The organism is Peribacillus sp. TH14 (assembly GCF_016651145.1).
GTDB classification, from domain to species: domain Bacteria; phylum Bacillota; class Bacilli; order Bacillales; family DSM-1321; genus Peribacillus; species Peribacillus butanolivorans.
In genome coordinates this window covers 5,393,030-5,415,348 of record NZ_JAEKEK010000001.1, presented here as the reverse complement: position 1 = coordinate 5,415,348, position 22,319 = coordinate 5,393,030, and the positions used below count along the sequence as shown (strand labels likewise).

Genomic DNA, 22,319 nt, shown 5'->3' with positions numbered 1-22,319 from the left:
CCTACCGGTCTTTTCTTGTTAGAAGAGTATGGTGTACAAGCGATAAAAAGCAAGGAAACCAAATGCTGTGCAGGGAGTCGGATAGCAGCGTAGTACCAATGAAGTTGGGTAATGCCGATGGAGGAAAGGCTAGCTACCAGTTATCGCCCTTACTAGGGAAACATTTACTACACTCAGAGGTAGGGATAAATGGAAACAAAACTACTAAGGATAGCAGAATTAGCAAAATCTGAATCTAAGAGATTAGCTACATTTTGTGAATGGTAACTAGGAGGAGCCGTGTGCGTGAATAGCGCAAGCACGGTTCTGTGAGGGGGGAGGAACTTAATCTACCGCAAGGTAGAAAGGTTCCCTTCTACTCGACTAGTTCTATAATAGGTATGGAAAATGATCAATATTTGTTTCAAAGCTACACAAAAAAGAAAAAAATATGTCACCAATTTTCAAGAAACATACTTTTTTTCTTCAACAAACTGGGTGTACTAGTTAAGCAAGAAATACCATTTGATTAAGCCTTTTTATAAAAGAATGATTAAATTGAATATATTAAGAGCCCGTTTTGATTAATCTTTTTTTCAAATCAGGCTCTTTCTTTTTGTTCGTTTATCAAGGTTATTAGTATTTATTTGATCAAGCTTCTTTTCAAAGCTACAGTAGTTGACAAAAAATAAAAGTAAGGACACTCTTCCATAGTCTAATTGTTGTAAATTTTGGATATGAATGAATTAAGAAGCTGTGTTTTTTTGGAGTGGTTTAAATGAAGAAAAGTCTAGCAAGTGTATATCCAGAATTGGCCAATGAATGGGACTATGAAATAAACGGAGATATAAAGCCTAGTGATGTTCCTCCAAAAGGTAGACAGCATGTATGGTGGAAATGCAAAGAAGGGCATCCAAGTTATAAGGCTAAATTAGCATCTAGAACTAATGGAACAGGGTGTCCATATTGCAAAGGGTTAGAAGTATGTTTTGAACGCTCATTATTAGGAAAAAGACCAGACCTAGTAGCTATGTGGGACAATGAGAGAAATAATCCATCTACTCCAGAGGGTGTGCTTGCAGGCTCCAATCAAAAATATTATTGGATTTGTGAAAAGGGTCATTCGTTTGAAATGCCAATTAAACAAATGACTAGAAAAAGAAGTAGTAATGGATGTCCATATTGTCGTGGGTTAAGAGTTAATGAAACAAACAGTTTAGCTAAGCTCTATCCGCATATAGCAAATGAATGGGTTGAATGTATCGAGAATATAAATAAGACTGCAGAAGATGTCCCACCTGGTGCATCGGTTAAGGTTCTATGGAGATGTAAGAAGGGCCATGAGTGGAAAACAACTCCAAAGCATCGAACAAGTGGCGGAACAGGGTGTCCAAGGTGTAATAAAACGAAGAAAGTGTCGAAACAATCATACGCACTCTTTTATTATTTAAAAAAACATTTTGATGATGTGGAGATGGAAACACCACTTTTAGGTACACGTATGGTTTTGGATATTTACATTTCGTCGATTAAGTTAGTAATTGAGTATGACGGAGGTCTATATCATAAGGATTGTAAGCGTGATATAAAAAAAGACATTGCGTTACTAGAAAAAATGCCATATACAAAGCTCATTAGAATTCGAGAACCGGAATGCCCTACATATAAATCACCGAATCCAAATACATTTTTTTATGATCTTAAAAATCATTCTATGAAAGCATTTCAAACGTGTCTTGAAAAGATATTTATTGATCATATTCAACAAATTCCTGATATAAATATTGAAAGAGATAATGTGTCAATTTTAGATTTAATGGATCGTATGGAATATGAAAATTCATTAGCCACTATTAGACCCACACTTTTAAATGAATGGGATTACCATAAGAATGGGGATTTAAAACCAGAAAATTTTCAAGTTGCAAGTCATGAAAAAGTAAATTGGGTTTGTATTTATGGGCATCAATGGTCCGCTACAATTGCAAGTAGAACACATGGGGGTAACAATTGTCCTGATTGTGGAAATAGAAGAATAAATAAACTTAATAATTTAGCTGATGTAAATCCTACACTGGCGAATGAATGGCATCCAACTAAAAATGAAAAAGGCCCGCAAGATTACTTTGCAAACTCGCATTTTAAAGTTTGGTGGTTATGTAAAAAGTGCAGTCACGAATGGTGGGCACGAATATACAATAGAAATGGTAATCATAGTGGATGTCCGAATTGTTATGAGAAAAATCTTAAAAATAAGCGATGTTAAATAGTAGAAACTCGTTAAATTAAGGCTTTTGACATTGAATACGAAAGCGCTAATGTCTAACGAAAAATAAAAGAGGCGCACGTCGTGCACCTCTGTTGTCAAACGTTAATTCTAATACCTTTTCAAAGGCTCTCAACCATTTTGGTTGGCGGTCTTTTTATATCAGAAAATTGGTTTTGACCAAAATTCATAGCTCAAATACTTTTGGGATTTCTCCGCTGTCTGCTCCTTTAAGTAGTCTGTTACGTGTGTAAAGATATTTAACAAAAAGTATCCAATTCCAAATGTGATATACGCTCCTTTGGTCAAAATGTTTGTAGCCCTCGACTTTTACATTCTATTTTTATTTTGAATTTAACCAAAAAATACCTTCAAGAAAAAAGGAGAAAATGGATCTTCATTTATTCTTCCGTTAATTCAACTAATAAATTTTCAAAACGATTAATCGTACTTGTTGCTTCCTTCATTATTTGAAAGTTCATTTTTATTATACTTTCTAAACGGAATTCATTTTCATTTATTTCTGGTTCATATGCTACCTTTTCTACAATTGATTTAAGGAATTCTTGCCTTGATATTGATTTTCTTTTTGCCATTTCATCAATTTTTTTCATTGCTACTGGGTCTATATTTCTTAAAAAAATATCCATTGTTTAACTCTCCTTTTTGGTAAAACTCAAAATATGGATTTAAAGGCTATAGAGTGAGAAAGAGCATAAGGAAAAACTGAAATCACCATGGGTGATATCCTAGGCAAAGCCTAGTGTTTAATATGATATCGTTAATTTCTTTCAGGTGGGCTGACGTGGGGCTCCTGATTGATATAGGTGGGCTGACATGGGTCTTACATTATTATTAAAAAAGCTGGTATTTAGTGATATCATTAAATGTTAATCAATGTCCCCTTTACGTCCCCTTATTTTCGACCAATGTCCCCTTCGTGTCTCCCTTTTGTTGGTTGCTTTTTAAAAAAAGAGAAGGAAACCTTCTCTTTAATTTTACTTTTTTATTGGTTTTTCCGACGATACTTAGCGATGTTGTTTCTTACACTTTCTCCTGTATTTTGACCAATTTGATAGGTCCGTTTAACCGTTTTTATTGATTGACTGTTTTGCACATTATCAGCAATTAGGCTTCCAACATGACGAGTTTCTCGGTCAGTTCCTTTTTCTTGTAGTGGTGTTTCATTATTAGGTTCTGCTTCCATTTCAGATGAAATCGAAGGATAATTTGATTGTGAAAAGGAAGGGGATGAAGGACTGAGACTGTCGTAGTCACCTGACATTTTCTCGTTTTTTTTTATATCGCCATTGTTCATTTGGCTTGGCGATTCAGATGAACTGGAGTGTGAACTATTTACAGCTGCATTCCGTTTTCCGTTACTGGAGACACCATTCAGAGCCATTTGACCATGCAACCCTATTACTTTCCCTTTTCCTGTTTGTCCTTCTTCTTGTTGTTGATGTGCCATTTCTTGTTCAATTGAGTAAGCAACTTCTTGCGTTCCAGCATCAATTTCTCTGGAGCCTTCCGAACCTTTTGGACTTTGTTTTTCTTGAATTTGATCTTGTGCCTTTAAATCTGCAGAATGACCACTTTCAGAAACATTCGAAGTCTGTTCTGTGGATTGGTCACGTCCTTTTGCTCTAAGGCCTTGTGCCATTCCTGCAACTCCTGCAATACCACTTAGACCTTTCAATGTGGCCGATTTACCTTCACTTGATAATCCTTTCAAAGTATTTGCAGTACCCTTTGTTGCACCGGTTACGCCTTTTGCAACAGCATAACCACCGGCTACGGCACCCCAGCTAGATTTCAGTCCTGCATCAATACCAAATAACCGTTCAACGATATTAGGACCATCAATTACAGCAAGAGAGAAAGCAAATAATGCAATTAAATAGGCGACACCATCCAATTTATCGGTAATAAACTCTGTACCAATCAGATAGATTTTCATTGAAAGGAAAATCATAATTGTCACAAGAAAAGTATTTAGGATGCTTTGAAGTATTTGCTTTGTCTTTTGCCCTGAATGAATATCAGCAGGGGCTATAATGATTGCTAATACATAGTTGAATGTTAACTCAAAGAACAGTTTTGCTAGTTTTATAGCGATTGTCAGCATTGTAAAAGCCGTTATACCTAAAGTGATTGCAATTGTCCAAAAGTTCCAGTCCCAACGGTAATATTTTTCTTTAAAGGCAGTAAAGAAACCATTATCTAATTTAACTTTCTTGGCATTACCAAGATCGTCATACTCCAAACGATGAGAGTAAACCTCACGCCCTGTATCTGTCATTTTTCCCCCTGTAAGTTCAAAATCTTTATCAATAGATTGTGTGATATTAATTTTTAAAATTCGATCTTTTGGAATTCGGTTAGGATGTTTAAGTTCAGTAGTATTCCAACCCGTTACGTCAAATTGAGCAAGGTCAGTCATATTGTCTTTAATAACTTTTTGACTAATTGAACCTTCTTCAACAACATCAAGAGCATCAATAGCTTTATCTGTGAATTGATTTGCCTTTTCCATACCTTCTTGTATCAAAGCGAAAAAAAACATTATCATAAAAACATTCAATATAATAGCTTCACGATCCAACTTTTTTTGAAAAATGAGCTGATATCCTGTGTAGAGAAGCGAAAACCCCATCAATATCACAGAGAGGGGAATAAGAAATTCTACAAAACTTGTAATTTCAACACTGTCGTAAAACATTTTTAATCCCAGGATTGAATCTGTTATGTTTGATAGGGAATCAACAAGCCATGCAAGCCCTTTTATAATGACCCATCCTATCCAACGAAGCATATAACTGATCGGATTGGTTACTTCGAGAAAATCAGAGAATTTTTCAAGTATCCTTGCTACTTCTTCATCCATGCAATCTCCCCCTAGTTAACCTATTTCAAATATTCCTGCTGCACACTTTGAACAAATGTTGCTACTTCAAAATGAATATCATCATCTGAGAGATCGATAAAATCTAGTTTCTTTTTTACTTCACCATCTTGATAAAAAGCAAATGTTAACGAATTTTGTTTTCGTCCAAGTTTTGAAGTATCTTCTTTAGCATGATAAATATTTAAATCAATGTTTTTTGCATTAGCTACACGTTCAATTTCCTTGATTTTAAAATCTTCTTCTTCTTTTCTACTCTCAAATGGTGACCTTACATATAAAAAGCCTGTTTCAAACTGCTCAGCTTCCTCCAGACTCAATTCAGTTGTTTTACCATTTCCTTTTACACCCTCACTCCCACAAGCTGAAACATTCAATACAAGGAATAAAATAAGACACCCATTAAGAATCTTTTGAAAGTTCATTTATAAAATCTCCTCTCAATGTTTTATAATAATATTGCACCTTTCACAGTTTTGCAGGGAGATTCAAATTTATAGACATAGAAAATCATATCTTCTGTTCCTTCTAAAATGAAAGCCTCAGTTAAAATGCCATCTTTTTCTTCAAACTCATTTATGTGTTTCTTTAATAATGCAGACTTGAATTCGATTTAAGGATTTTTTCATTTTCATGATAATTTTTCTCCTTCCGGTATAATATAGGATTAGGTTTATTTAAAAATATGCTTCCTCTTGTAATAGGGGGTCTTTTTCAGGTTCTTCATATCAGTTAAAATATAATTGAAAATGCTCACCTATTTGCTCACCTGACATTGAAATATCATGACACTAAGTGAAGTTATTTTAGGTGGCTTTTACCAAAAGTGTTGATATTATTAACTTGTTACTTCCTATAAAATTATTAATTGAATGGGCAGCATGATGTAATAAGGGGTTAAAAACCTTGTTATATCAACGTCTAAAATGATAATATGCTATTCTTGTCCTCGGATTTGTCCTCGTTTTTTTAAAAACACGGCAACCTGTGACAAAAAAGCTAACTATATGAGAAGGTCTTTCATCAGTTTGCTAAAATGTTGGGAGGCCTTTTCTTCCATATTGGCGGTCATGTGAGCATAGATATTCATTGTAGTATTAATATCTGTATGTCCCAGTTCCTGTTGAATTTCTTTAATGCCAACTCCAGCTTCAATCAATAATGAAGTGTGCGTATGTCTAAATGAGTGTGGAGTAATGTTCTTTTCTATTTCTGCTTTTTTTAGAAGCCTTTTTAGCCGGGTCTCAATAACTTTTCTTAATTGTGGATGCCCATACTCTCGAGCGAAAATAAATCCGTTCATATAATTTTGGCTGTATTTTTCGTTTTATTCCAGAATTCTTTCTTCATACATTTTCTTAGTAATGCGGCTGATTGGATAAGGACCCCAAACAGAGGTTAAAATGCTTCATTTCCTTTTCTCGGGCTTTTACGCTACTAATCTTGACGCCAAGAGTGGCAAGATAGAGTTAAAAGGCATGAAGAAATGGAAAGCCTTTCTCCCGCTATCGAAGAAGGAGATTTGCAAGCTTGCATTCGCTATTGCCAGCTGTGTGAGGAGAGTGTTGTTGACAGGACATTTTCTTACCGGGATGTTTATATTAAGGTTGCAGCAATGAACCAAGGATATGAACCGAGATATGAGGGTGAAACAGGGATCGATGTTTGATATCACAATCTAAAGGCGACATATAGATATCTGGAAGAAAAGGGGAAGGTTACGAATACGAAGGAGCCTGTTTTGAAAATTTGGAAACTATAGTTTTTCTATATAATTACAGTTGAAAAGTGCGATAATTTGTACTAGGGTTATCGCCTTTAATCCTATTAAGCTATGTGACAACGGGTTTGGAATAGCAGAAGCATTTGCTAGAGGTTTGTTGATTTTATGGCCACCTATTAAAGAGGCTGAAATATAAAAAGAAGGCCCAATATAATAGAAAGTCTATCAGTTCAAAGGTACCAATGAAAAAGGAGTTGACCCCGTAAGGCCAACCCCTTGCAAACCGTTATTTTATTGTAAGCGTTACAGAATTATAGTTTTTCCCATTACCAAGTGGATTGTAGTTTTTCTCAATGTTTCCTGCGGCGTCCACAGTGAAATAATTGATGGTTGTTGTCTTTTCAATTTTTAATGTTTCTGCAAATTCACGGGTGCCGCTTAATTTAATTTTAGCTGATTGGAAGGTAGGGCGGCTGCCGTCAAGCGTATAATAAATGGTGGCTGGCTCACTTGTTTCAATCTTAACATCAACTGGACCTGTGTATTTACCGTTTCCAGGTGTAGCTTTTGAGGAAGGCGGCTGATGGTCTTTTGCACTGTTGTAGGCTACTTTAATTAAGCCAATCAACCCATTGGCAAATTCCATTGCTTCTTCATGACCTTCTACAAAGGCTGGCTGGAATCCAGCTGCCTGCCATCTTTTTGTATCCTTATTCCATAAATCTGCCCCTACTTCGAAGTTCCAGGCATAAATCCCCTTTTCATACCATAGGTAGTCCGCAGAGTTACCTGCAGCAGAGTATAGTACGTCAGGAATTGGACCTGTACGGCTAGGTAGAATGACCGTTCCGCGGTGGTCCTGAATATCATTTAAGATGTTATCAGAAGCTGCCCAGTAAAACGCTTCTTCACCAGCTGATGGGCGTGGCAGTGTTGTACGTTTTGAATCGTAAGCACCAGGGGACCACATGAAGTAGCCGCCATAACTATGAATATTCATTGCAAACTTAATATTTGGGTTTTTGTCAGCAAGCCAGACAAGGTTTCTTCCTTCAGGCTCAGAGTTTTCAGCTGGTCCAGCGTAAGTTTCTCCCGTACAACTTGTACCTCCGCCAATATAGCCATCAAAAACGGAACCAACAGAATGGTTGCGGTTAAGGTCAACTCCCCAATTATTACGGTACCCAGGGTCAGAGGCAGTGGGACCACAGTGATTGGTCATATTCTTACGCTGCATATTGTAATCATTGAAGCTGTAATTGGCACCATCAGGGTTTACTGAAGGTACAAGGAATATATCAAGATTATCGACAAGCTTTCTTGTCTCACTATCTTGACTATAGTTTCGCAGTAGTCTTTCCGCCGTTTCGATTGTTACGAGTGGGGTCACCCATTCACGGGCATGCTCCTGAGCATATCCAAGAACACCTGGTTTAGAACCGTCACGATGCTTGCCGATTCGGATCGCTTTTACTGTAAAAGGATCACTGGAAACGTCTGCCCCTGCTTTCAAGCCGTCAGTTAATATCGCAGCATTTGTAGTTGGTGCGACAACACCAGCACCAGTATTACCGCGGTATGTAGTCGCAGTGACAAGTTGGCTAGCATTCTCATTCAGTGCTTTAACCACTTGTGCGGCAGTACTTGTTGCCTTTCCTGACGAATCAGTAGCTAAATCTACTAAAATCTTGGTACCATCCACAGTCACTTTTAGTGGTGCATTATTGGTTCCCGGATTCTTGAATTCTACCGAGACATCATTCCCGCCTTCATGCCCCCATGCTTTTGAGGAAACAACAACTGCGAGATTGGTCGTGCCGCCGATAGTTGCTTGGGCAAGACGTCTGTAACCATTTGTTTTATTTGGCATATCAATGATTTCTACCAAGTTCGGGAATTCTTTTGCAAGTTTTTCGGCACGTTCATATAATTCATTTGGTGCCATATAGTGGTCAACAAAATCCGTAACATAATCTGTTTTTGGATGTTTCGGCTCTTTCCCTAACCATTCAGTAATGGTGCTCGTAGCTGTTCCTCCAAGATTACTTTCAATTTTAACAGATGAAGGAATGGCGCTAACTGGTAGAAGCAAATAGTGATATAAATATTCACCGTAATCTACCAATCTAGAAAGTGTAGCAGATTTTTCCTCACCGTTCTCGGTCCAAGTTGCTTTAAGTGCTGTGCTAGCAGTCGCACCGGCGCTTGATTTCACTTCGAGATATAGGAAGGTTCCTGATTGATTGGTAAAATGGTTTGCCCTAAGGACTTTAAGTGTATCCTCGGAAGCTGCCAGACTGGCTTGCAGCTGGACAGTAGATTGCCGCTCTGCCACGCGTGTGTTCCATTGATTTTCGGTGATCAGGGTCTCTTTTACATTGATGCCAAAGGTCTTTAACATGGCAATTTCTGTTGGTGTGACAACGGCATCCACTTCATAGACTCCGTCGTGTGCTTCGATTCTGTGGGTAAGGTCAATTCCAAGCTCAAGAAGCTTGTCCTTTGCCTTATCATTTGGTACTACAAGTTGAACAATTGAGACCGATTCCTCCTTAGGAATCGGCTGGTCAGGCTGTTCGACCGCTGCAACCGGAATACTTAGGCCTGGATAAAATGTAGAGAACCCTAGTCCGGTTATGGCAGTCATCACCACTAAATTCCTTTTCCATTTCTGTTTTTTCTGTTTTGTCAAAAACTGTCCCCCCAAAATGCTAGAAATTTTAATACAAGTTTATTGTAAATTGAATGTACTTAATATCTTGTCGTAAAATCAGGGGCAGTTAAAAATCCGCTCTACAAAAATTTTATTGAGAAAATATAATACTTTATTTTAGAAGATTAAATTTTAGGTTGTTTTTCCTATTTAAAAAGTACTGTGCTACTCGAAAATTCTAGTAATTTTAGGAGCGCAAAATTACTAGATTTTATCCCATTATAATTTCTATAAACTGCATATTGATAATCAACTGTTTTTATTGTTTAATATTGTTGCTTTTTGTTTAATTTTGTAAAAGGAAATTTGTAATATATTTCATGTGAATTGCGGCTCTATTGTTAAAAACCATTAAATGCCTATCAACCTTTGTGCCAGTCCAACATTTAATAAAGAAACAAGAATTATTATGAATAGGAATGATGGGGAATGGCAAAAAGAAACCGAGGAAAAACAATCAGCTACTTGCCTTCAAATGGCAGAGGGACATGCCCACTGTGTGAAAGAACAGGAGTAAAGCTTCTCTACCCGCACAAAACTGAAACAAACCAAACCATCAAAGTCTGCAAAAACTGCCGCCATAAATAAAAATCTCATAGTATAAAAAATCACATTCAGATGACTGTCCACACCGCGTGGACAGTGTATTTTTGTGGTGCCTGTCACCATTGATACTACTATAGTATTGCAGGTTCTTTCGTTCGTTGCTGAAAAAGAAAGAGAGGATATTAATAGGAGGCAACGAGAAGGAATTCAATCGGCCAAAGCAAAAGGCAAACATCTAGGCAGACCGAAAATAAGCCTAGTAGCATTAAATGAGAAACAGAAAGCAATTTTAATAACTAAATATGAATCATGGAAAGGATTAAAAGGGGATAAAATTTAATATGGAGAGAAATTCAATGAACAATATTTCAACATACTTTGGATCAAACTTATTTCAAACCGACAATCATATCTAATAATTTGTTAAAGGAGTAGCCGCAACAAAGATTTTGGCTTAGGATGTTAAGGAATGTTTAAACTAAGACATAGATTAAAAAATAGAAAAGTATCGAGACATTGTATCATGATACTTTTCCATTGTCATTTGTTACCAAAATTCAAATTAGATTTGGTTAAAATGAAAAACTTGTATTAATGTTTTCTCCGAGTTCAGTATTATTGATTTTATTACACTTTAACCAATATTTTGATTCATTTATCATTTTGGAGGATATAGTGTTCTCCTCATTGTAAAATGTGTAATTAAGATTAGGATAACAATTTTCAATAATAAAGGCGAAAAATCTATATAGACAAAGCGAGTATTTGTGAGAAAATCGTATTAAACTGAGGGAGCCAATAAGAAAATGGTAAGATACTATTCAGTGATGTTGAATCAATTGGACTTCCCTTTTACGTTATAAGGGAATAGAATATAAATAAAAAGGTGATTACAATTAAAAAAGTAAAAAGTATCCTATTTTTGCTTCTTGGATTCATATCACTTGTGATCGGTGTTGCAGGGACTGTGTTACCTGTTCTGCCGGGCGGTCCGTTTTACTTATTCGCTGCTTTTTGCTTTGCGAAAAGTTCCAAGTCGATTGAAAACTGGTTCAAAAGCACCTCATTATATGAAAAATACGTTGAAGCATTCCTGCAAAAAAAGGTATGACCCGAAAAGAGAAAATCAGAATCAATTTAGTTGCTGATTTCTTCATCATAATTTCTGTATTTTTTGTGGACATCCTTTTAGTGAAAATCCTGTTGGTAGTGCTCGCCCTCTACAAACATTATTATTTCATTAAAAAAATTAAAACAATTGACCGAAACAGTACGAAACAAAGAGATTGTTGAAAATTTTCTTCAAATAACGGGTGCTTTACTTCAATTAGGGAGTTGCTTCGGCGACTCTTTTTCTTATGGAGCTAAATGAGCAGGTTTTGTTGAAGAAGGTGTCTCAGTAAAAATAGAGAAATATTATATGAAGCTACCTATGCCATGGTAATACTGAAATGAGGGGTACCTATTCTTTTTTTCAAGAAGATTAATTGGACAAATTGACCATTTAAGTCGTGTTTGTCTAAAATGATTTACTTGACCTTTGCAAATCCAAAATTTCCGGTTTAGATACGAATTAAATTTCTAATACTAAAGATATCTTTTATTCAGTTAGTACGTTTGATAGAAGTTGAGAATTTTTATAAGAGGTGATGCAAAATTGGAAACATTTTACCGTACATTCTTGATTTTTGTTGTAGGATATTTATTTTTAAGGTTGAGTGGAAAAAAAGCAGTAGCTCAAATGCACACTTTCGATTTATTGTATATTCTTGTCCTTACCAATATCATCAGTTCCCCAGTAGAGGATAATAATTTGGGAAAGGCTATTACCTATGCTGGAATTACAGTAATTTTATATAAAATTTTTATACGTATATCCTTACATAATAAATTAAGATGGGTCTTATATGAAAGTCCAACGGTATTAATTCAAAACGGGGATATTGATATAAAGGGGTTGAAAAAGGTACGTATGCCAATAAATGAATTATTGTCACATTTAAGAGTAAAAGGGTATACCGATACTCAAAACATTGCCATTGCAGTGATGGAGGAAACAGGAAGTATTAGTGTTATTCCCAAGTCAGAATACCGACCAGTTCAACCTAATGATATAAATTTAAGTGTCAAGAGAGAATATCTTCCTATCCCACTCATACTGGACAGTCAAATTGTTTACCATAATTTAAAATATCTACAATTAAACCAAAGCTGGCTAATTAACGAGCTCGAAAAAATGGGTGAAAAAATAGAGAATATTACATTAGCAACTTTTTTAGAAGATGGAAAGTTATTTATAGATAATAATGAAATTAAGGAACATAAAAGCGATCCTTATTACTACAAGCCAGGGAGAGATAATTAATTACAGAGAAGCCTTAATAAAAAAGAAAAGGTGTTTGGAACAGTTGAATTACTTTACTTGTTTCCTGGAGCTGGCTGGCCAACGCTCTTCAGCCGATGGCGATGTCCATTGGCTTCTGTTGTATTAAAATCATAGTAATGAACATGCATACCATTTCCTACAGGAAAAGCAGGGCCGGAGTATGCCTGGTAATAGTGAGTATGGCCATCTTCATAGACAACAAATCCTTCCGTGTAATGCACATGGTTATCATCTTTACTCATAACAGGAGGAGAAGTTACATCTAAACACTGATGAACATGGCCAGCATCAACAGATGTATAGTAAACGGATCTATGATTGTGGTTTGGCACAAATCCTTGAATAAAAACATTCTTTCCTACCATTAATCCACTCCCAATCATCTCACTTTTTCAATATATATAGATTTCGGTTTTTTTTAACTGTTCACTCATATTCATACGTTTTTCCAATACCTTAATCATGTAAAAGCCATGTTCACTTAATACCTCATCATGAATCTGGCATGTTTGAATTAACACTAATGTTTGGTCTTGATATAGTGTTTTTCCCATCTTTTTCCCTCCCTAACATAAATATAATCATATAATTGATTCCAATTGTGAAAATATAGAAAAAATACAATATACCAATATAATTTTTATCATTCTAAGAAGGGAAGGACAACCAAAAGGGTTGACTTCTTATATATAACGCTTTATGACTAGTATCCCAATTAGCAAAATTGACATCTCTTAAAACTTACCGCTTGAGTGTGTAAGCATCTTTCATGTGAGCTGTATTTTGTACATGCCTGACTGAGGTAAACTTATTTCATACAGTTGGAAATAGGGAGTGCATATCTCTATAAAAAACGAACATATCGTTATAAAGAACACCCATTTGAGAAAGTGACCTCTATTTAATCTCTAGGTGTCATTTTTTCTTTTTTGTTTAAGGAGTTTGTCATTTTTTCTTGGTTTTTTTATGAATGTCTTCTCAATTTTTTATCAAGCCTCAAAAAGTTTAGGATTCAGTACTATTGATTTACAGATGCAAGAATTATGCCGAAGTTTGAATGCACGAAATATTTAGATATTATATATCAACTTATATAATAATGATGTTGAATTGTCACCGACCTGGTAATAAAATGACTACAAAAGGAGAGTGGATAATGGCGAAAATAATTGAACCTGATAAAGAAATTGAAGCAAAACAAAGAATTAATACTTCACAAATTGTTTATAGAAGTCAGGAAATGCAAAATTAAATGGAAAAGGCAAAAAAAGGAGGGAAGGCTGGTCTTTTTGAAAAAGCTAATACAGGCACCATACTCTTAGATGAAATTGGTGAACTACCATTGTTGATGCAAGCTAAATTGCTTCGTGTTCTTCAAGATCAAGCAATTACTCGAATAGGTGATTCGAAGCTAATTCCTCTTACGTTTCGGTTAGTTTGTTCCACCAGTAAAGACCTCAGGGATCTTGTTAATAAAAAACAATTCAGAGAAGACTTGTGGTACCGAATTAATGTGATTCATTTGAATATTCCACCGTTATACAAGCGGAAATCCGACATTTTACCTCTTATTGATGTTTACCTTACAATGCTTTGTGAGCAGTACGGATAAAAAAAACAAATCATGCCTGAATCTTTAAAGATTATGGAAAGCTATCAATGGCCTGGTAATGTTCGTGAATTAAAAAATATTATAGAGTTTTTAGTAGTATCAACCTCAGTACCATTCATAACCCCTAGAGACTTGCTAGAACATATAAGAGATAAATGGAATTTAGAAATTCCCCAAGAAATATTCCGCGATTAAAAGTCAGATATTAATCTATTATCCACAAATAATCTTAATCTAAAGGAAGCCATGGCTCAATTTGAATCTCAGATGATCTTAAATGCCCATCAATCTTCACAAAGCCTTAGAAAAGTCGCCATTAAGCTCGACATTGACCATGCAAATCTGATAAGGAGAATGAAACGTCTCGGAATCCAATTTTCATACAAAAGATAAGATTCATAATTTTAGCAATAATATTCTTCAATTGAGTATTCACTCAAAATGGGTTTGGTTTGCTTTAATATACTCCTAACCGTTCTCGAGCCTATTGGATTGTTCAGGAAGAAATGATGCTGACTGCCACTTGATAATTCTACGATCTTTTAATTTGTCTGCCAATATTATTACTACTTTTGATAATGAATGAATCAGGTTCTGAGAGTAGGACTATTTCAAAATAAGATTCCTTTTAACTTAATAGGAGGCTTAATACAATTATTGTCAGATTGCATGAATATTACGGTGATAAGGAGGGAAGAGAGCTTCTAGCAAGGAATTCATTCTACTTATATCAAAAAGCAGTGGCGGTAAAGACTAAATGTAACTTGAACGAATCTTGAATATTTGAACTTACAAATGAATGTTGTTCATATAGTTCAAGTATAAATATATATATCGAAGGAGGAGAAAGCTCTACTGGCTAATTTTTAGACTTTTTCTTAAATTGTAATAGGAAGGTGACAAAATTAATGAAGGACTTAATTAAAATTATTGTGGGAAATATTTCAATGACCTTTGCCTATGCTTATTTGATCGTACCAAATGAAATTATTAATGGTGGTGTGACGAGTTCCGCGTTACTATTAAATGCCTTATCTGGCTATAACATAGCCATGCTTGCCAATTTTGTTACAGGACTATTATTAATTATATGTTTAGTTTTTCTAGGGAAAGAATACTTTTTCAAATCAATAGTAAGTTCCCTTAGTTATATGCTTTTTTTTAACTTATTTTATTCACTTAATATAAGCATTGATGTAAACATCATTGTAGTAATTATCATTTCTTCGATTTTGATAGCACTAGGATACTATTTATGTATAACAGCAAATGCATCCACTGTGGGGTTTGATGTTATAGCTTTAATTTTACATCACAAAAATAAAAAAATAGATATAGCGACGACAATCAGGATAATTAATCTTATCGTACTATTATTGGGTCTGCTTGTTTATGGTTATACTTCGATCATTAAGGGTGTTGCGTTTACGCTGATCTTTTCGTCACTTTTAAAGAAAATGCTTAATAGAAATCAGAAGGCAGTATTGATAGATACCGAAGGGCAATTGGACAAAACAGCTAAAACGGAAAAATAGAATTACGAGATCAGGAGTCAGTCTGGTGTTTTGTAAACATTAAAATTATGTTCTTATAATGATTCTTGAACGGTTGTCCAAATATTCTGATTTTTAAATTGACTTTAAAAAAGTCAGAGTGTATTATACACATAGAAAGTGGTACTAACATCATGACGTAGTGATGTTAGTTCCGTTTCGATTGTCATAATAAACTATATGGAGGAGGAAATAGGATAACAGAAAATCTAGAGCTTCGTCTCTTTGGTTGCGTGAATAATATTAAGCAATAAGCTGAAAAGACCTATTCTTATGTGTCTACACACATAAGAATAACGCTAGTGTTTGTTTCGGAAATGTCTATTTATTGGTAAATCTGCACCGTTTTATGGTTATGTATGATTTTTTTCACTATTTTGTGAGTATGTAAGGGAAAGGTAGTTTATGTAGTTGTTTTAGAGTAGCCTGGCTTTTTAAGTAGATGTAAGCGTTATCAATAGGTGGTTCCCCAAATTACTGAAAGTTGGTGGAGGTTATGAAACATCAACAAGAAGAATTGAAACCTGGTCTTAAACAAAGACATTTAACAATGATATCTTTGAGTGGTGTAATAGGAGCTGGTTTATTCGTAGGAAGCGGTATTATTATTGGTCAAACAGGCCCCGGAGCGATTTTATCATACGTATTAGCAGGCTTAATCGTTGTTTTAGTCATGAGAATGCTCGGAGAAATGGCTACAGTAAACCCTAATACAGGATCTTTTGCTGTTTATGCAAGAGAAGGGATTGGTGAGTGGGCCGGTTTTACTACAGGTTGGTTATATTGGTTTTTTTGGGTTATTGTAATTGCACTAGAAGCAACAGCAGGGGCAGCGATAATACATGAGTGGCTTCCTTCAGTTCCAGTGTGGTTAATAAGTCTCTCATTAATAATTCTATTAAAACTAACAAATATATTTTCTGTTAAATCATTTGGCGAATTTGAATATTGGTTTTCTATTATTAAAATAGTCAGTATTATTCTATTCTTATGTCTAGGAGTAGCGGTGATTCTGGGTTTAATACCAACGATAAAGCCACCTGGCGCTTCTAATCTTTTGAACTTTGGTGGTTTTATTCCTAACGGGATTAGTTCAGTTCTTGTTGGTGTAGCGATTGTTTTTCACGCTTTCGTTGGAGTTGAGATTCCCGCCATTGCAGCTGGAGAGACTAGTGATCCAGTAAAGTCTGTAAGAAGTGCGTTAAATAGCGTGGTATGGCGAATACTTATTTTTTATATCGGCTCAATAGCTATACTAGTGACACTTTTGCCTTGGAATTCAGCATCCTTGCTTAAAAGTCCTTTTGTTGCTGTTCTTGAAATGATGGGAATTCCTTCAGCTGCTTTAATTATGAATATCGTAGTTCTAACCGCTTTGCTGTCCTGTTTGAATTCAGGACTTTATACGAGCTCTCGGATGTTATTTTCTCTTGCACAAAAGGGTGATGCCCCAAAATTATTTTCAAAAGTGAGCAAGAATGGGGTCCCAGTTTTGGCGGTAATTGCAAGTACACTGTTTGCCTTTATTAGCACAATTTTTAGTTATATTTCTCCTGACAAAATATTTTTCTTTTTAGTAAATTCTTCTGGTGGAATTGGAATTCTTGTTTATCTAGCCATTGCGATTTCTCATCTCCGTTTAAGGAAAAGAATGGAAAAAGAGAATCCTGGGATTTTCAAGATTAAAATGTGGTTATTTCCATATTTAACTTATGCAACCATCATTTCTATGATTTCCGTTTTAATATTAATGGCATTTATAGATTCACAGCGTCCACAGTTTATTTTTACGATGCTATTCAGTTTTATAGTTATATGTTCTTTCTTTTTATTTCGACGAAAAAAAGCGAAGTATATGGAGAATGAATTAAATATTGTTCCTAGCCCCCTAATTCTGAGAAATTCTAAATATAATTAATCTAAACTACTACGCAATCAATAGACATTGGTAAAATGACAATTGCAAAGCTATACGGATTCAACTTAACCAATTAAAATCAGTATATTTATTGCTACGTTTGCTTCTATGGATTTCCTCAGATGAACATTCTTCAAATATCAGCATTATTTAGCTAGACTATATGATTTCCTTAATATTTATCTGTAAAAAGTACTTAATAGAATTCAGTTTCAGGTAAATCATATTGTTTTACTCTTTAATAAATGAGACATTCCTTCATTGTCAGTCCACAATTACCGCAAAGTCTCAAGAGGACTTTACGTGCTTTTTTAGAATAAGCCCCTTTTTGTGAGGGATCAATAAATTGGGAGGGGGAAACAGCTTGGAAAGTACAAATGAACTGAATGGGAAGGTTCAGGCAGTTATATTTGATTGGGCTGGCACAACGGTTGATTATGGTTGTTTTGCACCGGTCCAAGTGTTTGTAGAAGTATTTAGTATAAGGTGGATTGATATTACCCATGAGGAAGCAAGAAAACCAATGGGCTTATTAAAAATTGACCACATAAGGGAACTCCTGAAAATGACTAGGATCTCGAATTTATGGGTTACAGCATTTGGGAAAGAACCAAATGAAAAAGATGTAAATGCTCTATATAGGGACTTTGAGGATTTGTTATTCAAGGTTCTCCAAAATTACGCCAAGCCTGTACCTGGTTTAATTGAACTCGTTAGCGGTTTAAGACAACGAGGAATAAAAATCGGTTCAACAACTGGCTATACTCGTGAAATGATAGATGTTGTATCAGGAGAGGCAAAAAAGTGGGGCTATCAACCAGACTCTATTGTCGCGTCTTCAGAAGTGCCTACAGGACGTCCTGCTCCTTGGATGTGTTTTCAAACAGCTATTAACCTACAAGTATATCCACTAAGTAAGATTGTAAAGGTTGGTGATACAATCAGTGACATCAAAGAGGGGATTCATGCTGGAATGTGGACTGTTGGTGTATTAAAAGGCGGCAGCGAAATAGGCCTTTCTGAACAAGAAATCAACGAAATGGATCCGTATGAGCTCAAAAAGCGAATGAAGAATGCTGAAAATCGTTTTCTAAATGCAGGTGCCGACTTCGTTATTGATGAAATAGGAGATTTATTAGAAATAATTGATAGAATTAATTACAGATTGACAGAAAAAAAGAAACTTTTATCGGGAGCTAAAACAGATATATTAATAAAAAAATGTGATATTACCACTCTTATCTGTATGTGCAAGGATATTAATTTTAAATAAATTCAAAATATTCAATTTATTCATTGACTGTTCAATAGAATGGTAGTATTATACATCTTATAACTGGTACGGACGTTGCAACGTCATTATCAGAAATACATTAAAGTTAAGGAGAATGTGCAATGGTCGAAACAAAAATGTTAAGAGGAACGAAAGTAAAAATGACACCAAGTGAAGCTATTGTTGAGACATTAGTGGCAGAGGGAGTCAAACATATATCGGGAATTCTAGGTTCTGCTTTTATGGATATGCTTGATTTATTGCCAACAGCAGGCATTCGATTTATTGGAGTTCGACATGAACAAAGTGCTGCTCATATGGAAGATGCTTATTGTCGTGTCTCAGGTGTTGCTGGGGTTGTTATCGGTCAAAACGGACCTGGAATGACCAATATGGTAACCTCTGTAGCAGCGGCCAATCAAGCTCATACTCCTATGGTAGTAATATCTCCTTCAGCAGGTACACCAACTGTTGGATGGGATGGTTTTCAGGAATGTGATCAGGTTTCCATTTTCAAGGCCATCACAAAAGAAACGGTGAGAGTGACCCACCCAGGTCGAGTCGCTGATTGTCTACGGACAGCATTTCGAATTGCTTATGCTGAAAGAGGACCTGTATTATTTGATATCCCTCGTGATTATTTCTATGGTGAAGTGGAGGATCAAATTCTTCAACCACATCAATATCGCGTAGATTCACGAGGATGCGGGTCATCTGAATCCTTGGATAGAGCAGCTGAAATTTTAGCTGAGGCTGAGTATCCAGTTATTATTTCAGGTAGAGGGACAGTTGATTCAGATGGTATTGAGGAAATTAAAAATATAGCAGAACACTTGACAGCTCCGGTAGCTGTATCCTATATGCATAATGATGCATTTCCTGCAAATCATCCGTTAGCTGTTGGCCCAATAGGGTATATGGGATCAAAAGCTGCTATGAATACACTAAAGAAAGCAGATGTTATTTTAGCGGTTGGTACAAGGTTATCCGTATTTGGTACATTACCATGTTATGACATTGAATATTTCCCTAAAGAGGCAAAAATAATTCAAATAGATATTAATCCAAGGCAAATCGCTAGAACCCACCCAGTTGAAGTTGGTATTATCGGTGATGCTCGTGAAGCTAGTCGAGAAATTATGAAACGGTTAAAGGAAATTAAACCTAGCCTAAAACAAGAAAAAGCGCGGATGGTAGAAGTAACAAATGAAAAACAAAAATGGGAAGAAGAACTAGTAGAACTTGCGATGATAGATGGGACACCAATTAACCCGCGTCGCGCCCTCTTAGAATTAACAAAAGTGTTACCTGAGAATGCTATTGTTTCAACAGATATTGGTAATGTATCATCAACTGCAAACGCTTACTTGAAATTTAACCAGAGCCGTAGACACATCGCTGCCCTAACATTCGGAAACACCGGTTTTGCTTATCCATCTTCACTTGGTGCCAAATTAGCTGAGCCGAATACACCTGTTTTAGCAATCGTTGGAGATGGAGCATGGGGAATGAGCTTACATGAAGTAAGTACAGCAGTTGAAGAAAACATTCCAGTCATCGCGTGCGTCTTTAATAATAATGCATGGTGTGCAGAGAAAAAGAACCAAGTCGATTTTTATAATAATCGTTTCGTTGGGGCAGATATCCAAAATCCAGATTTTGCAGAAGTTGCTCGTTCGATGGGGGCAGTTGGAATTAGAGTGGAAAAACCTGAAGAATTAGGACCTGTCATAGAAGCGGCAATAAAATCAAACAAACCAACCGTCATTGATATTCAGGTGGATGGAACCCAATTAGCGCCTCCATTTAGAAAAGACGCTTTAAAAATGCCTACTAGATTATTAGAAAAGTACGCTCATTTAGATCATAAAAACTGGGATAAATAATTTCTAAAAAAGAATGTTATAACGGACGCGATACTTAATGGATGTATTTTGAGTTATCGCGTCTATTTACTACTTAACATCAATATTTTCATACTCTTGTTTTCTATTTTGAGTTGGATCGGTATAGGTAACTTAACTAAAATTCATTTCAATAAATAAAAAGGGGGTTTTAATATTGAAATTAGAAACTGAAACGAAAGACCTTGTTCAAATGGATAAAGATCATTTATGGCATGCGATGCATCGTTATAACGAAAAGGAAAGTCCCATGATTGCAACGGAAGGAAGCGGCTCATGGTTTACCGATACAAAAGGGGATAAATATTTAGATGGGGTTTCTGGATTATGGTGCTTGAATTTAGGACATGGACGAAAAGAAATTGCTCAAGCAGCGTATGAGCAAATGGTGAATTTATCTTACTTCCCATTAACTTTAAGCCATAAGCCAGCTATTGAACTATCTTCTAAAATAAGTGAACATTTAAAAGGTTCATATACAACTTTTTTCACTAACAGTGGATCTGAAGCGAATGAGACCGCTTTTAAAATTGCTCGTCAATATCATTCTCAAAATGGGAACCCGGGGAAATACAAATTCATCTCTAGGTATCGAGCCTATCATGGTAATACTTTCGGTGCTTTAAGTGCAACAGCTCAGGCGAATCGGAGAGTGAAATATGACCCAGCGGTTCCGGGTTTTCTGCATGTGCCACCACCATATAGTTATCGAAGCCCATTTGGAGAAAGCGCAGAGAACTCTGACCTCCTTGCAGCAGAATATCTTGATCAGGTTATTAACTTTGAAGGATCAGAGACTGTAGCTGGCGTTATACTTGAACCATTCATATCAGGCGGCGGGGTCCTTATCCCTTCAAAAGAGTACTTAACAAAAGTTTCGGAAATTTGTAAGAAGCATGATGTTCTTTTAATTGTGGATGAAGTGGTTTCAGGTTTTGGCAGAACAGGAAAAATGTTTGGATTTATGCACTCTGATGGGGTTCAACCTGATATTGTAACAATGGCAAAGGGATTGACCAGCGGTTATCTTCCACTAGGAGCAACAGCTGTGAACTCTAGGATTTATGAAAAATTTAAAGAGAACGGAAATTTAAATCATTTTAGACATGTGTCAACCTACGGAGGTCACCCTGCATCTTGCGCAGTAGCCCTCAAGAACATTGAAATTATCGAAAATGAAAATATTGTTCAACGAGTATCTGAACTCAGTGAATCAACACTAAGTGAACTCTTTGAATTGACTGCTCTAGAAAAAGTTGGAGAAGTGCGTGGAATTGGATTTTTATATGGAATTGAACTAGTAGAAGATAAAAAATCAAAAACACCTGTATCTGAAGAGCTAATGGGAAAGGTAATTGGGGCTTGTAAGAAAAAAGGCCTGATTATTGGCAGAAACGGAGATACAGTTCCTGGATACGGGAATGTATTAATTATTGCACCGCCTTTATCCTCAACTGTTGAAGATTTACACTTTGTCATAGAAACTGTTAAATCTGTTTTGTATGAATTGTGTTAACCCTTAATGTAGATAAAAGCTTCAG

At 35.8% G+C, this 22,319-nt stretch carries 19 protein-coding genes and 1 pseudogene; 13 read left to right on the top strand and 7 right to left on the bottom strand.

The window, feature by feature from the left end; all coding sequences use genetic code 11:
* Nucleotides 1-757: 757 nt before the first annotated feature.
* On the top strand, nt 758-2,245 hold the full coding sequence (locus tag JFU50_RS26040) for a zinc-ribbon domain-containing protein (protein ID WP_201224769.1): 1,488 nt from the start codon (nt 758-760) through the stop codon (nt 2,243-2,245).
* Nucleotides 2,246-2,646: 401 nt separating this feature from the next.
* On the opposite strand, the gene JFU50_RS26035 is transcribed toward JFU50_RS26040, so the two are convergent.
* The 5 genes and pseudogenes from JFU50_RS26035 to JFU50_RS26015 form a co-directional block, all read right to left on the bottom strand.
* The gene (locus JFU50_RS26035) at nt 2,647-2,895 is read right to left on the bottom strand and encodes a hypothetical protein (protein WP_201224768.1); all 249 of its coding nucleotides are present in this window, start codon (nt 2,893-2,895) and stop codon (nt 2,647-2,649) included.
* Nucleotides 2,896-3,251: 356 nt separating this feature from the next.
* Nucleotides 3,252-5,132 carry a pLS20_p028 family conjugation system transmembrane protein gene (locus JFU50_RS26030; protein WP_201224767.1) on the bottom strand — a complete coding sequence of 627 codons (1,881 nt, stop codon included), beginning with the start codon at nt 5,130-5,132 and terminating at the stop codon, nt 3,252-3,254.
* A 20-nt stretch (nt 5,133-5,152) separates the two neighbouring features.
* Nucleotides 5,153-5,575, bottom strand: coding sequence for a hypothetical protein (locus tag JFU50_RS26025; protein WP_201224766.1), 423 nt, complete (start codon nt 5,573-5,575; stop codon nt 5,153-5,155).
* Nucleotides 5,576-6,153: 578 nt separating this feature from the next.
* Nucleotides 6,154-6,450 (bottom strand): annotated as a pseudogene (locus tag JFU50_RS26020) (tyrosine-type recombinase/integrase); the annotation flags it as partial.
* Between the two features lie 709 nt (nt 6,451-7,159).
* Nucleotides 7,160-9,565, bottom strand: coding sequence for a M14 family metallopeptidase (locus tag JFU50_RS26015; protein WP_201224764.1), 2,406 nt, complete (start codon nt 9,563-9,565; stop codon nt 7,160-7,162).
* A 376-nt stretch (nt 9,566-9,941) separates the two neighbouring features.
* On the opposite strand from JFU50_RS26015, the gene JFU50_RS26010 reads away from it, so the two are divergent.
* The 4 genes from JFU50_RS26010 to JFU50_RS25995 all read left to right on the top strand — a co-directional run bounded on the left by JFU50_RS26010 (nt 9,942) and on the right by JFU50_RS25995 (nt 12,497).
* Nucleotides 9,942-10,103: a hypothetical protein gene (locus JFU50_RS26010; RefSeq protein WP_157444376.1), complete on the top strand. Its 162-nt coding sequence runs from the start codon at nt 9,942-9,944 to the stop codon at nt 10,101-10,103.
* 168 nt (nt 10,104-10,271) lie between these two features.
* Entirely contained in the window at nt 10,272-10,472 is a 201-nt protein-coding gene (locus tag JFU50_RS26005; RefSeq protein WP_242486193.1) for a recombinase family protein, read from the top strand.
* A 546-nt stretch (nt 10,473-11,018) separates the two neighbouring features.
* Complete coding sequence (locus JFU50_RS31115; protein WP_342366323.1) at nt 11,019-11,243, top strand: YbaN family protein; 225 nt, start codon at nt 11,019-11,021, stop codon at nt 11,241-11,243.
* Between the two features lie 546 nt (nt 11,244-11,789).
* The gene (locus JFU50_RS25995) at nt 11,790-12,497 is read left to right on the top strand and encodes a DUF421 domain-containing protein (RefSeq protein WP_242485275.1); all 708 of its coding nucleotides are present in this window, start codon (nt 11,790-11,792) and stop codon (nt 12,495-12,497) included.
* A 53-nt stretch (nt 12,498-12,550) separates the two neighbouring features.
* On the opposite strand, the gene JFU50_RS25990 is transcribed toward JFU50_RS25995, so the two are convergent.
* Together JFU50_RS25990 and JFU50_RS25985 are read right to left on the bottom strand one after the other, a co-directional pair.
* Entirely contained in the window at nt 12,551-12,883 is a 333-nt protein-coding gene (locus JFU50_RS25990; RefSeq protein WP_201224763.1) for a YmaF family protein, read from the bottom strand.
* 27 nt (nt 12,884-12,910) lie between these two features.
* Nucleotides 12,911-13,072 (bottom strand): hypothetical protein, encoded by a 162-nt coding sequence (locus tag JFU50_RS25985; protein ID WP_201224762.1) that lies wholly within the window; start codon nt 13,070-13,072, stop codon nt 12,911-12,913.
* A 698-nt stretch (nt 13,073-13,770) separates the two neighbouring features.
* On the opposite strand from JFU50_RS25985, the gene JFU50_RS25980 reads away from it, so the two are divergent.
* From JFU50_RS25980 to JFU50_RS25945, 8 genes are all read left to right on the top strand, one after another.
* Nucleotides 13,771-14,130: a sigma 54-interacting transcriptional regulator gene (locus JFU50_RS25980; RefSeq protein ID WP_201224761.1), complete on the top strand. Its 360-nt coding sequence runs from the start codon at nt 13,771-13,773 to the stop codon at nt 14,128-14,130.
* A 12-nt stretch (nt 14,131-14,142) separates the two neighbouring features.
* Nucleotides 14,143-14,325 (top strand): hypothetical protein, encoded by a 183-nt coding sequence (locus JFU50_RS25975; RefSeq protein WP_201224760.1) that lies wholly within the window; start codon nt 14,143-14,145, stop codon nt 14,323-14,325.
* A gap of 9 nt (nt 14,326-14,334) precedes the next feature.
* On the top strand, nt 14,335-14,523 hold the full coding sequence (locus JFU50_RS32060; protein ID WP_446728191.1) for a hypothetical protein: 189 nt from the start codon (nt 14,335-14,337) through the stop codon (nt 14,521-14,523).
* A 515-nt stretch (nt 14,524-15,038) separates the two neighbouring features.
* Complete coding sequence (locus JFU50_RS25965; protein WP_201224758.1) at nt 15,039-15,665, top strand: YitT family protein; 627 nt, start codon at nt 15,039-15,041, stop codon at nt 15,663-15,665.
* Nucleotides 15,666-16,179: 514 nt separating this feature from the next.
* Nucleotides 16,180-17,601, top strand: a complete 1,422-nt coding sequence (locus tag JFU50_RS25960; RefSeq protein WP_201224757.1) for an amino acid permease — start codon at nt 16,180-16,182, stop codon at nt 17,599-17,601.
* Nucleotides 17,602-17,965: 364 nt separating this feature from the next.
* Nucleotides 17,966-18,874, top strand: a complete 909-nt coding sequence (gene phnX / locus JFU50_RS25955; RefSeq protein ID WP_274608368.1) for a phosphonoacetaldehyde hydrolase — start codon at nt 17,966-17,968, stop codon at nt 18,872-18,874.
* A gap of 122 nt (nt 18,875-18,996) precedes the next feature.
* Nucleotides 18,997-20,760: a sulfoacetaldehyde acetyltransferase gene (gene xsc, locus JFU50_RS25950; RefSeq protein ID WP_201224756.1), complete on the top strand. Its 1,764-nt coding sequence runs from the start codon at nt 18,997-18,999 to the stop codon at nt 20,758-20,760.
* A gap of 175 nt (nt 20,761-20,935) precedes the next feature.
* On the top strand, nt 20,936-22,294 hold the full coding sequence (locus JFU50_RS25945) for an aminotransferase (RefSeq protein ID WP_201224755.1): 1,359 nt from the start codon (nt 20,936-20,938) through the stop codon (nt 22,292-22,294).
* The last annotated feature ends 25 nt before the right edge of the window (nt 22,295-22,319 follow it).

Excerpts from the sequence above, each read along its gene's own strand:
- JFU50_RS26040 (WP_201224769.1), top strand. The coding sequence starts at position 758 with ATGAAGAAAAGTCTAGCAAGTGTATATCCAGAATTGGCCAATGAATGG.
- JFU50_RS26035 (WP_201224768.1), bottom strand. The coding sequence starts at position 2,895 with ATGGATATTTTTTTAAGAAATATAGACCCAGTAGCAATGAAAAAAATT.
- JFU50_RS26030 (WP_201224767.1), bottom strand. The coding sequence starts at position 5,132 with ATGGATGAAGAAGTAGCAAGGATACTTGAAAAATTCTCTGATTTTCTC.
- JFU50_RS26025 (WP_201224766.1), bottom strand. The coding sequence starts at position 5,575 with ATGAACTTTCAAAAGATTCTTAATGGGTGTCTTATTTTATTCCTTGTA.
- JFU50_RS26010 (WP_157444376.1), top strand. The coding sequence starts at position 9,942 with ATGCCTATCAACCTTTGTGCCAGTCCAACATTTAATAAAGAAACAAGA.
- JFU50_RS25990 (WP_201224763.1), bottom strand. The coding sequence starts at position 12,883 with ATGGTAGGAAAGAATGTTTTTATTCAAGGATTTGTGCCAAACCACAAT.
- JFU50_RS25985 (WP_201224762.1), bottom strand. The coding sequence starts at position 13,072 with ATGGGAAAAACACTATATCAAGACCAAACATTAGTGTTAATTCAAACA.
- JFU50_RS25980 (WP_201224761.1), top strand. The coding sequence starts at position 13,771 with ATGGAAAAGGCAAAAAAAGGAGGGAAGGCTGGTCTTTTTGAAAAAGCT.
- JFU50_RS25975 (WP_201224760.1), top strand. The coding sequence starts at position 14,143 with ATGCCTGAATCTTTAAAGATTATGGAAAGCTATCAATGGCCTGGTAAT.
- JFU50_RS25965 (WP_201224758.1), top strand. The coding sequence starts at position 15,039 with ATGAAGGACTTAATTAAAATTATTGTGGGAAATATTTCAATGACCTTT.
- JFU50_RS25960 (WP_201224757.1), top strand. The coding sequence starts at position 16,180 with ATGAAACATCAACAAGAAGAATTGAAACCTGGTCTTAAACAAAGACAT.
- xsc (WP_201224756.1), top strand. The coding sequence starts at position 18,997 with ATGGTCGAAACAAAAATGTTAAGAGGAACGAAAGTAAAAATGACACCA.